9 protein-coding genes are annotated in these 12,218 nt (G+C 51.2%); 7 read left to right on the forward strand and 2 right to left on the reverse strand.

The genetic code is table 11. The features are described 5' to 3' along the window. Positions 1-141: 141 nt before the first annotated feature. Positions 142-1,398 carry a uracil permease gene (gene uraA / locus AR333_RS04960; protein ID WP_068774187.1) on the reverse strand — a complete coding sequence of 419 codons (1,257 nt, stop codon included), beginning with the start codon at positions 1,396-1,398 and terminating at the stop codon, positions 142-144. 236 nt (positions 1,399-1,634) lie between these two features. On the opposite strand from uraA, the gene AR333_RS04965 reads away from it, so the two are divergent. The 4 genes from AR333_RS04965 (at position 1,635) to AR333_RS04975 (ending at position 7,023) form a co-directional block, all read left to right on the forward strand. Continuing rightward, a complete protein-coding gene (locus tag AR333_RS04965; protein WP_068774188.1) occupies positions 1,635-3,821 on the forward strand; it encodes a bifunctional (p)ppGpp synthetase/guanosine-3',5'-bis(diphosphate) 3'-pyrophosphohydrolase in 2,187 nt (728 codons plus the stop codon). A 36-nt stretch (positions 3,822-3,857) separates the two neighbouring features. Continuing rightward, entirely contained in the window at positions 3,858-4,301 is a 444-nt protein-coding gene (gene dtd / locus AR333_RS04970) for a D-aminoacyl-tRNA deacylase (RefSeq protein ID WP_068774189.1), read from the forward strand. A gap of 110 nt (positions 4,302-4,411) precedes the next feature. Continuing rightward, complete coding sequence (locus AR333_RS24905; protein WP_172798802.1) at positions 4,412-4,585, forward strand: hypothetical protein; 174 nt, start codon at positions 4,412-4,414, stop codon at positions 4,583-4,585. Positions 4,586-5,052: 467 nt separating this feature from the next. Continuing rightward, positions 5,053-7,023, forward strand: coding sequence for an FAD-dependent oxidoreductase (locus AR333_RS04975; protein ID WP_068774190.1), 1,971 nt, complete (start codon positions 5,053-5,055; stop codon positions 7,021-7,023). A 175-nt stretch (positions 7,024-7,198) separates the two neighbouring features. Here AR333_RS04975 and AR333_RS04980 read toward each other — a convergent pair whose 3' ends face one another. After that, on the reverse strand, positions 7,199-7,978 hold the full coding sequence (locus AR333_RS04980; RefSeq protein WP_253735723.1) for a phosphodiester glycosidase family protein: 780 nt from the start codon (positions 7,976-7,978) through the stop codon (positions 7,199-7,201). A 240-nt stretch (positions 7,979-8,218) separates the two neighbouring features. On the opposite strand from AR333_RS04980, the gene AR333_RS04985 reads away from it, so the two are divergent. From AR333_RS04985 to aspS, 3 genes are all read left to right on the forward strand, one after another. Then, a complete protein-coding gene (locus AR333_RS04985; protein ID WP_068774191.1) occupies positions 8,219-8,530 on the forward strand; it encodes a helix-turn-helix domain-containing protein in 312 nt (103 codons plus the stop codon). 464 nt (positions 8,531-8,994) lie between these two features. Then, positions 8,995-10,248, forward strand: coding sequence for a histidine--tRNA ligase (gene hisS / locus AR333_RS04990; protein WP_068774192.1), 1,254 nt, complete (start codon positions 8,995-8,997; stop codon positions 10,246-10,248). Between the two features lie 106 nt (positions 10,249-10,354). After that, positions 10,355-12,136 (forward strand): aspartate--tRNA ligase, encoded by a 1,782-nt coding sequence (gene aspS, locus AR333_RS04995; protein ID WP_068774193.1) that lies wholly within the window; start codon positions 10,355-10,357, stop codon positions 12,134-12,136. The last annotated feature ends 82 nt before the right edge of the window (positions 12,137-12,218 follow it).

The following is a 12,218-nucleotide window of genomic DNA, read 5'->3' on the forward strand; positions in this document are numbered from 1 at the left end:
TCTCATTTTTGAGAACAGGCCTTTTTTTTGATAACCGTACGAAATGTTGAGCGAAGAAAAGATTAGACGTTTGAAAGATTGTAGGCTATATAAGTTAGTAACTTGAAGCGCCTTTTATATTGTGTAATGAACTTCCGGACACTAATCGTTAGAGATCTTAAGCACTTCCACAAGCTTGAAGAACAAGCTGAGCAGAATCGCTACGATAGTTGCAAGAGCCATTCCTTTAAGCTCAAAACCGCCAAGCTTGAAGGCAGCCCCGCTTAGACCGATTACCAGGACAACGGACGTCAGAATGATGTTCGTCGCTTTGGCATAATCCACTTTACTGTCCACCAGCATACGGATACCGGAAGAACCGATCACACCGAAGAGCAGGAGGGACACGCCGCCCATAACCGGGGTTGGAATAGTCATAATCAGTGCGGCAACTTTGCCGGAGAAAGAAAGCAGGATGGCGAACAAGGCGGCGCCGCCGATGACATAGGTGGAATACACTTTGGTCAGTGCGAGTACGCCGATGTTCTCACCGTAAGTCGTGTTCGGCGTCGAACCGACGAATCCGGACAGGATTGTAGATACACCGTTGCCGAGAAGAGAACGGTCTAATCCGGGATCGCGCGACAAATCTTTGCCTACAATGTTGCCGGTAACGACAAGGTGACCGATATGCTCGGCTATGACGACTAGAGCGGCAGGCAGAATCAGCATGATGGCAGTCACGTTGAATGTAGGCGTATACACTTGAGGCAACGCAAGCCAGTTTGCTTCGGATACTTTGGTAAAGTCGACGATTCCGACTGACCAAGCTAGAATATAGCCGACAATAATGGCGATTAGAATAGGGATAATTTTCATAAAGCCCCGGAATAATACGTTGCCTAGAACCGCAATTAATAGGGTGACCACGGATACTAGAATAGCTTTGGTATCAAAAGAGGAGCCGTCCTTGGCAAGGAAGCCTGCCATATTGGCCGCGGTCGGAGCCAGCTCCAGACCGATTACGGCGATAATCGCCCCCATTGCTGCCGGTGGAAAGACGACATCAATCCATCCCGTTCCGACTGCCTTGACGAGCCAGGCGACGAGTACGAACACGATCCCTACGGCGATAAATCCGCCCAGCGCCTCGCTGTATCCTTGTGTAGCGAGGACCGCAAGCACCGGAGAAATGAACGCGAAGCTTGAACCGAGATATGCGGGTATTTGGCCTTTACATAAGAAAAGGTAGAGCAGGGTGCCGATTCCGTTCATGAGCAGTACGATTGCCGGGTTGATCTGGAAATAGGCCGGGACTAGTACCGTAGAGCCGAACATGGCGAACAAGTGCTGAAGACTGAGCGGAATTGTCTTTCCTAACGGAGGTCTTTCTTCCACTCCAATGGTGCGATGATTCATGTCCGTACATTTCCCCCTTTATCGCGTTTAAGAGATGATCTGTAGAGTTCCATCGACAAGTTTAGCAGATTTTAAGAATTCGTCTATAACTTTTTTTGGGGCTGAAAGTAGTTTTGTGGAAAAACGTCGTCTTTTCCCGATTTTTCTTGCATTTAAAAGGCCGGGCAGTTGACGCATGGTGTTCATTTTAGGCATAATGGATAGAAATATCCATGTTTCGTAGAAGGGGTTTACCCATGGGAATCGAGCAGTTGCTGGAGAAAGCGGCACATTATTTTAAAGAGAACGATCTCAACCGAATAAAGGAAGCTTACGAATTTGCCGAACAAGCCCACCACGGCCAAGTCCGCAAATCCGGTGAGCCTTATATTCTTCACCCTTTGGCGGTTGCCGACATTCTGGTCGACATGCAGATGGATGTGACATCCATTATTGCGGCCCTGCTTCATGATGTCGTGGAAGACACTACGGTTTCGCTGGAAGCCGTCCAAGATAAATTCGGTCCAACCTGCGCGATGCTCGTTGACGGACTAACCAAGCTGGAGAGAATCAAGTTCAAGACGAAGGAAGAGCAGCAGAACGAGAATTACCGCAAGATGCTTGTGGCGATGGCCCAGGACATGCGGGTGATTCTGATTAAGCTGGCCGACCGGCTGCATAATATGAGGACGCTGAAATACCAGTCCGAAGAAAGCCAGCGGCGCATTGCGGACGAGACGCTTGAAATTTTTTGTCCGATTGCCCACCGGCTCGGGATATCCGCCATCAAATGGGAAATGGAGGACATTTCCTTGCGCTACCTCAATCCGCAGCAGTATTACCGGATCGTGAATCTTATGCAGAAGAAGCGGACGGAGCGGGAACAATATATTGAGGATGTTATTAATAACATTAAGGACAAGCTCCGGGAAATGGGAATCGAAGGCGACATTTCGGGACGTCCCAAGCATATTTATTCCATTTATAAAAAGATGTCGTCGCGTAACAAACAGTTTAACGAAATCTACGATCTCATGGCACTGCGTGTAGTCGTGGACAATATCAAAGATTGTTACGCTGCCCTGGGTATCATCCACACGCTGTGGAAGCCGATGCCGGGACGCTTTAAAGACTATATCGCGATGCCCAAGCCGAATATGTACCAGTCCCTTCATACGACTGTGATCGGACCCAAAGGCGAACCGCTGGAGGTGCAGATCCGCACCTGGGAAATGCATAAGACCGCTGAGTACGGAATCGCGGCCCACTGGACGTACAAAGAAGGAACGACTGCGCCGGAAGGCACCTTTAGCGACAAGATGCAGTGGTTCCGCGAGATTCTGGAACTGCAGAAGGAAACGGACAACGCCGCTGAATTTATGGAATCCATGAAGATGGATTTTTTCACCGATCTTGTCTTTGTATTCACGCCAAAAGGGGAAGTCATCGAACTGCCGGCAGGAGCGGTGCCGCTTGATTTTGCTTACCGGATTCATACGGAAGTAGGGAACCGCACCATCGGGGCCAAAATCAACGGACGGATCGTTCCGCTCGACCACAAGCTCAAGACGGGCGATATCGTTGAAATTCTGACTTCCAAACATTCTTACGGTCCTAGTCAGGATTGGGTCAAAATCGCGAAGTCATCACACGCACGCAGTAAAATCAAGCAGTGGTTCAAGAAAGAAAAGCGCGAAGAAAATGTAATCAAAGGCCGCGAAGGGATTGAGCGCGAGCTGAAGCGCCTTTCTTTCGATGTACCGTCTCTGATGACCGATGAGAAGCTCCTCGAAGTAGCGAGAAAGTTTAACTTCAACGACATCGAAGATATGATGTCGGCTATCGGCTTCGGCGGTATCACTGCCGCGCAAATATGTACGCGCTTGACTGAGAAGCTGCGCAAGGAGAAAGAAGCGGAGGAAGAAAAAGCGCTTGAGCTGAGCAATGAGGTCAAAGAGGTCAAAACGGCTCCTGTCGAGAAGAAAAGCAGGCCTGTCAGCGGCGTAAGAGTAAAGGGCGTCGACAATCTGCTCATTCGTTTTGCCCGCTGCTGCAGTCCGGTGCCGGGTGATGATATTATCGGCTACATTACACGCGGACGCGGCGTATCGGTTCACCGTACGGATTGCACCAATATTCCCGGAGAAAACACGGAAGAGGGAAATCGCGTCATTGAAGTCGAATGGGCGGATTCGATCGAGTCTAATTTCCATGTGGAAATCGAGATTACCGGACATGACCGCAGGGGACTTCTCAATGAGGTGCTTCAAGTGGTTTCGGAAAGCAAAACCGTCATTTCAGCTGTATCCGGCCGATCGGACAAGAATAAGATGGTGACGATTCATATGACGATTCTCATCCGCAATATCGACCATTTGCATTCCGTGGTAGAGAAAATCAAACGGATCCAGGATGTTTATTCCGTACAGCGGATTATGCAATAAATTCAGCAGCATGAGTTTAAAGGAGCGGATGAAGCCGTGAAAGTGGTTGTGCAGCGAAGCAAAGAGGCGCAGGTATCGGTATCCGGCGAAGTGATCGGCCGTATTGAGCAGGGGCTGATGCTGCTCGTAGGCATCACTCATGAGGATACGGAAGAGGATGCGCGTTATCTGGCCGATAAAATATCCGGCTTAAGGATTTTTGAAGATGAGCAGGAGAAAATGAATTTCTCCGTGAAAGATATTGGCGGAGGCATCCTTTCGGTCTCGCAATTTACTTTGTACGGGGATTGCCGTAAAGGCAGGCGGCCTAATTTTATGGCAGCGGCACGGCCTGAACAGGCTGAAGCTTTGTACGAGAAGTTCAATGAGCTGCTGCGCGGCCATGGACTGCACGTGGAGACGGGTGCTTTTGGCGAAATGATGGACGTTTCCTTTACAAACTGGGGGCCGGTTACGCTTATTGTGGACAGCAAGGCATAATTTGCTTGGATGACGGACATCTTAAGAGGCACAGCGGCCCGGATAAGTGGAGATAGAACTGCATTAATCCAAGGGGTGCGAATCGACTCGATAGAGGAGCCGTTTAAGACATGCGCCGATCTCCGAAGGAAATTCAGGTAACCAAATCAGATGAACAGGATGCCCACTCCGTCTATACCGAGAGGACAACCGCAGGAGCGGAAGGACTCGGGATGGAGGCCGGGGCGGAATTGACCCCTGTTCAAAACAGGTTTAAGCGAACGGTTAAAATACCGTTCCGTTAAGCGAACGAGCCGGCTTTGCCCAAGGGCAGAGCCGGTTTTATTTATACACGCAGCGCCCGGACAGCCGCCTGGGGTTTTAAGTCTTTGTCCGTCCTGCAAAATATGATACACTAATCATGGTATTTTTACAGATGGAGGGAGTACGAATTGATAAGGCAAATACAGTGAACAGATCTCATTCTATGACGCCCCCGTAATAGGAGCCGTTTACCAAAGCAGGATGATGACCGTTTGTAGCTGCAAGTTTGCCAGCTAAGCTCCTGCCTGAAGGACAAGTAAGCTGATAAAGCGACTCTCCGTCTAAGAGTGCGCCTTGTTGAACTACAAGGATGCTTATTGGTCCGTACATAAACCGGACATTGGTTCTTTTGACGCTGCCCTATTCCCCTTGCCAATTACTAGCGCCCGGCGCTGGACGCTTCTGTGAGAGCGGGATGTTAACCGGAAAACAATAAGGAAGGTGCCCCATGACAAAGAACAATACAAATTCGAAGCGCGCCGCTTCAAAAGGCTGGATCATATGGATGAGTCTGCTGCTGGCTTTAACCGTGATTGCGGCTGGAATCGCCCTGTACTGGCAGTACAAGCATTTCGGAGGGGCAAAGGAAACGACGGCCCACACACTGTCGGAAGTAAAATCATCTGCTTCTATCGAAGATCAATATGATGTAATTGTTGTCGGTACGGACCCGGAAGGTTTGGCGGCAGCTGTGTCCGCATCCCGTAACGGTCTTAAGACCCTGCTTGTTGACGGGCGGGACCGTGAGATTCTGGGAGGTCTGATGACTCTCGGATGGCTTAATAGTATCGACATGAACTATGTGCCTAAGCCTACGGTGCTAAATCCGCATGAAGTGCTGAACAAAGGGATATTCTCCGAATGGTACAAGAACATTGAAGGTGATTCCTTCAGTATCAATACAGCTGCGAATGCGTTTCATGATCTGGTCCGTAAGGAGAAGAATATCGATTTGCTGCTGAAGGCCAAGTCGATGGAGCCGATTCTGTCCAACAAACAAGGACAGCCTACTCTTGTGGAAGGGATAACGGTTACCAAAGAGGACGGAACGAAGAAAGAAGTCCGTGCCCACGCCGTAATCGACGCCACACAGGATGGGGATATCGCAGCCGCTTCCGGTGTGCCTTTCACTTATGGGCTGGAGGATATCGGCAATAAAAACGCCAAAATGGCCGTTACGCTTGTTTTTAAGCTCAAGAATGTGACGCCTGAAGTATGGGCTCAAATCAGCAAGCATCTGAAGAATGATGACGATCCGATGTCCGATGCCAACGAAGTAAGCGCATGGGGCTATAAAGAGCTGTACAACTATCCGGCATTGAATCCGGAACGGGTTAAAATGCGCGGTTTGAATATCGGCCGGCAGGACGGCGATATGATTCTGATCAATGCCCTGCAGATTTTTAACATTGACGGATTGGATGCCAAGTCGCGCGCGGAAGCTTTTGAAATCGGGAAGAAGGAAATTCCGAACGTAGTGAAGCATTTGCAGCAGAACTACCCGGAGTTTGCCAAAGTTGAGCTGGCGGGCACGGCCCCTGAGCTGTATGTACGTGAGACCCGGCATATCCAGGGGGAATACCGTCTGAAAATCACTGATCTGCTGGAGAACCGCGACCAGTGGGACCGAATCGGCTTCGGATCGTACCCGGTCGACATTCAACGCTTAACACCGGCTGATACCGGAACGGTGGTCACCCAGCCTGCCCAGTACGCGATTCCTTTCCGCAGTATCGTGCCTAAGAAAGTAGACGGACTGCTGGTCATTGGCCGGGCCGCTTCTTACGACTCGCTGCCACACGGAAGTGCGCGCGTTATCCCTGTCGGAATGGCTGAGGGCGAAGCGGCAGGCGCCGCAGTGAAAATAGCCAAGGAAGCCAAAATGAGCTTCCGAGAGCTGTCTGCTTCCAAAGAGAATATCGCAAAGCTGCAGGAAGTTCTGAAGAAGCAAGGCATGGAGCTGGAGCCGTTCACGATCGAGCCGCCGGCTTATATGACACATAAGCAGTATGAGGGACTGAAGGCAGCTGTAACCATGTCTCTTGTCGGCGGTGGTTACAAGAATGAGTTCGAGCTTGATAAAGTATCGAATCCGCAGCGTATGGTGAATTATGTGAATCGGATGAAAAAGCTCTCCCCTGCCGCCTATTCCGGCGACGCAAGCGGAGCCGTCAAGGACATCAGTGAGGACGGACGCAAGAAAGATGCGTTGTCACTGGATCAAGCCGCCTTTACCATTACGCAAGGCCTTGGCATTAAAGTAGCCAAAGAAGCGGCTCTTGCTGAGCTGACTAAGCTCGGAGCCGTCGAGGATGCTTCCCTGAACACCATTAAAGACAAAGAAAAGCTGACGAATGGCGATACGTTTATGCTTATTAAGGACCTCCAGAAGTATGCGGAGAGCAAACAGGCGAAATAAGTTACGTAATGTTATATGCGCGTTTTTTTGTAACGAAATTGTAACTTGATTTTCATCTGGGATTAATGTTCGGGAGCTATACTAATTATCGACCCCCTTTACGATATAGAAATTCATGGACAGTCTGCAGCTACGTGCTGCAGACTCTTTTCTTTTTATGGACTTTTTTATGGGCTTAATGGAGAAGCGCTATCATTTGATAGATTTGGCGCTGGTCCCCCGGCAGTGACGCCTGGGCGACTTTAAGCTGCGAGGAACCGTTCCCGTCCAGAAAAACCCCATCCACTATACTGCGTCCGGCCCCCAGCGATTCAAGGATAGCGGTGCGGAATTCTTCGGCGCTGCAAGCGGTTGGGGTAACGACCAGCCAGACTGCGTTATTGCGGTCATACACGATGCCGGTTCTCATCCGGGATTCCGTCAGTGCAGGCATGTTCTCTTCCTTCGCCAGTCTGCGCCAGTCGGCTTCATTCCGCAGATTCATGGAGATCCCGCCCTGTGCCCAGTAATGAGCGCGATCCGTCACCTGTAGTTCGGATGCTTCCGAAGCATGCTGCACGGAGAAGGCCTGCTTGGCGCCGTCCCATACCAGCGTTCCCCGCCGATGGCCGGTATTGAACCAGCCTGAGCCGTAATCGCCGGGTTCGCCTTTGACCGGACGGTCGTTCATGACCGCGATGCTCAGCAGCTGGCCCTGCCAGAAGAAGCCCCCATTGATGCCGAACTCGGAGAGTTCCATAATGTTGCCTTCTACGGCTTTGAGCGCGATCCGCTCCGGTAGTGTTTTCGCGACATGCAGCTCGACCCCGTTGGCGGATTCGATTTGCGCATAGGCATAAGCAGGCTGAGCTTCTTCCTGCCTGGTTAACGGGGCAAGCAGGAGTGTCGCGGTGAAGCTGATTGAGGCTGCGGCCAAGTAGAGCACGAGCCTCCGGTTCATTCTCCGAAAGAACACAGATACACCCTCCTATCAAATGAAGCCGGATAAGTTCGAGATTTTAACTTTATACTTCTACTCTATGAAACTCTCAGTCCGGCTAGAACGCTTTAGAGAGAATGAGAGTCGGTTTTCTGACAGATTTATCAGTGAGAGAGGACAGTGGATCCATTTTTCTAATAAATAATGGTTCTTTGGAGGAAGACTTACTTTTGTCAAGTCACTATGGTATGATGTGAGTTAAGGAGATGATGTCGTATGGCAGATTTTCATTTGTGTCCCAAATTCGAAAATGCGTTTGAGCTGCTCGGCAAACGTTGGACAGGATTGATCATCCGCGTGTTGTTAACCGGACCCAAACGGTTTAAAGATATATCGGATCTTATTCCGAGCATGAGCGACCGCATGTTGTCCGAACGATTTAAAGAACTGGAATCGGCTGAAATTCTAATCAGACACGTGTATCCCGAAACGCCTGTACGGATAGAATATGAGCTCACGGAGAAAGGCAAAGGCCTCGAACCGGTTATGGATGAGCTGCAGAAGTGGGCGGAGAAAGAATGGAAATAACCGTGCCGGGTGCTTGACTTTGTGAAGCCCGGCGATTACAATCATTTCTAACACAATCGTGATAGTACATTGATCCGCTGAAGGGATAAAGTCGTTCGATTCCACGTACCTAGAGAGGGAAGCCCCAGGCTGCAAGCTTCCTTATGATGGCCGGACGTAAGACCTCCTGGAGGACTGGCGGTGAACAGCAAGCATTCTGCTTCGCTATATAAGCGGGTGGATGCGGGTTTAATTAGCCGTTATGCGTAGACGGGCGTTAACCGTATGAAGCGAAATTCCGCCGATCCGTTCTTACGGACCGTGCCGTAGTTTCGGAATGTGGGTGGCACCACGGGTGATGATCAGTTGATAACGTCTCTCGTCCCTAACCGGTTTAATGACCGGTTACCGGGATGGGGGACTTTTTTAATTTGTCCAGAGATCCCGCGCATAAGGCGACCAAAGCGAATAAAGGAGGAGCAGGCATGAGTATTCAAAAACCTAAGGGTACCCAGGACATTCTGCCCGGTGCTGTAGAGAAGTGGCAGACCCTTGAGAACACGGCACGCGAGCTGTGCACCCGTTACCGGTACCGTGAAATTCGGACTCCGGTTTTTGAGAACACGGAATTGTTCTCCCGGGGCGTCGGGGAGACAACCGATATTGTAGAGAAAGAAATGTATACGTTCCTTGATAAGGGAGACCGAAGCATGTCCTTGCGGCCGGAAGGAACGGCAGGGATCGTCCGCGCTTACGTGGAGAACAAAATTTATGGCGAGCCGGATGTAAGTAAACTGTTCTATACCGGACCGATGTTCCGGTATGAGCAGCCGCAGGCAGGGCGCTACCGCCAATTCCACCAGTTCGGGGTGGAAGCACTGGGGTCGGAGGATCCTTCGCTCGATGCGGAGGTCATCGCGCTGGGCTACACTTTTTACAAAGAAATCGGTTTGAAAGATGTGACAGTGGAAATTAACTCGGTGGGAACACCTGAGGTACGGGCGAATTACAAACAGCGTCTGCAGGATTTCCTCGCTCCTTTCAAAGATGAACTGTGCAAGGACTGCCAATCGCGCTATGAGCGGAATCCTCTGCGGATTCTGGATTGCAAAGTGGATCAGAAGCGTTTTGACGGAGCTCCTGAACTGCTGGATGATCTGGATGAGGCATGCCGCACGCACTTCGAGGCTGTAAAGCGCCATCTGGATGCCATGGAGATTCCGTACCGCATTAATCCGCGTCTTGTCCGCGGTCTCGATTATTATACGCACACGGCGTTTGAGTACAAGGCTGCCGGTATCGGCGCGATCGATACGATCGGCGGAGGCGGGCGCTATAACGGGCTTGTGTCTCAGATCGGCGGGCAGGACCAGCCTGGCGTCGGTTTCGGCCTGGGTCTGGAGCGCATTCTGCTCGTGCTCGAATCGCAAGGTGTTGAGCTGCCGAAGCCTCCCGTACTCGATGTGTATTTGATCGGACTCGGTGAAGCTGCCGAGAACGAGATCGTGAAGCAGCTGTACCGGCTGCGTTCGGAAGGCATCTTGGCTGAGAAGGACTATCAGTCCCGTAAGATGAAGACGCAGATGAAGGCGGCTGACCGCGCTGAAGCCCGTTTTGTCGCGATTCTAGGCGATGACGAACTGGAGCGGGGCGAAATTACGCTGAAAGCGATGGGAACGGGCGAGCAGGAAACTGTAGCGCTTGCAGATTTCGTCGGCGTGCTTAAAGCCCGTAAATAAGCAAGCCAGTACAATTAGCCGGACGTAAAGCCAGGACCATAGCATTTGTAAATGATCGAACAATCGTGTTACGACACTACTTATTTTGATGGAGGAATTCATAACCATGATGCTCAAAACTCATCACTGCGGACAGTTAACAAAGGCGAACATTGGAGAAACGGTTGTTCTGAACGGTTGGGTGCAGCGCCGTCGTGACTTGGGCGGAGTCCTGTTTATCGATCTGCGTGACCGCAGCGGTCTGGTGCAAATCGTATTCAATCCCGATTTTTCGGGAGAGGCGCTGGCGATTGCCGACCGCGCACGTAACGAATATGTGCTTGCAGTAAAAGGCGCTGTTGTCGAGCGCGATGCGGAGACAGTGAACACGAACCTCGGCACCGGTGAAATTGAAGTGCGCATTACGGAAATCGAAATTTTGAATGCGGCTAAAAACCCTCCGTTCTTCATCGAAGACGGAATCGAGATTGACGAAACCCTTCGTCTGAAGCACCGCTATCTGGACCTGCGTCGCCCGGAAATGCAAAAAACACTTATGCTGCGTTCTAAAGCAGCTAAAGTGTTCCGTGACTACCTCGACGAGAACGGTTTCCTTGATATCGAGACTCCAATCTTGACCAAGAGCACACCGGAAGGCGCACGTGACTATCTTGTGCCAAGCCGTGTTCATCCGGGCGAATTCTTCGCTCTGCCGCAATCCCCTCAGCTCTTCAAGCAGCTGCTGATGGTAAGCGGTCTGGAACGTTATTATCAGATTGCGCGCTGTTTCCGCGATGAAGATCTGCGTGCGGACCGCCAGCCTGAGTTTACGCAAGTCGACATCGAGACTTCGTTCATGTCTCAGGATCAACTGCTTGAGATGATGGAACAACTCCTAGTACGTTTGTTCCGTGAGACGATCGGCGTGGAAGTGGCGACACCGTTCCAGCGTTTGACCTATGCGGAAGCGATGGACAAATACGGCTCGGATAAGCCGGATCTTCGCTTCGGTCTGGAACTCTCGACGGTGACGGACATTGTTGCGGACAGCGATGTAAAAGTATTTAATATGATCGCCAAGAATGGCGGTATCGTTAAAGCTCTTAACGCCAAAGGCTGTGCGACTTGGAGCCGCAAGGAGCTTGACGATCTGCAGCCGTTCGCATCCCGCTACGGCGGCAAAGGTCTGGCATGGATCACAGTGAAGGAAGGCGAGTGGAAAGGGCCGATCGTGAAATTCTTCAAGGAAGAAGAGATCGCGGCACTGACGGAGCGCCTGAATGTAGAAGAAGGCGACTTGCTTATCTTCTCCGCCGATAAGCCTAAAGTCGTTTACGATGTACTGGGTAACCTCCGCCAGAAGGTCGGCCGTGACCTCGGTCTGATCGACGACAAGGCGTATAAGTTCCTGTGGGTTGTGGACTTCCCGATGTTCGAATACGATGAGGACGAGAAGCGTTATGCGGCGATGCACCATCCGTTCACCCGTCCGAATGATGAAGATCTGCATCTGTTCGACACCGATCCGGGTCAAATGCGTGCCCAGGCTTACGACATCGTTCTTAACGGATATGAAGTAGGCGGGGGATCCATGCGGATCTACCAGCGTGAAGTACAGGAGAAAATGTTCAAAGCGCTGGGCTTCAGCCCCGAAGAGGCAAAAGCGGAATTCGGCTTCCTGCTGGAAGCATTCGAATACGGAACACCTCCGCACGGCGGTATGGCGTACGGTCTGGACCGTCTTATCATGCTTCTTGCGGGACGCACCAACCTGCGTGAGACGATCGCGTTTCCTAAGACAGCGAGCGCTTCCGATCCGCTTACCGATGCACCGGGCGCAGTCAGCGATAAGCAGCTTGAAGAGTTGTCGATCCGTATCGCTCTCAAGCAGCCTGCCGCCAAAGCGTAACCGTCCCTATAGGGGCCGGAGGGTTCCGGCAAGCCGGATACGCTCATAGAGCCTGTATTCCGGCAAGGTGAAGCTTAAGCAG

Source organism: Paenibacillus sp. FJAT-26967, assembly GCF_001541095.1.
GTDB lineage: Bacteria > Bacillota > Bacilli > Paenibacillales > NBRC-103111 > Paenibacillus_F.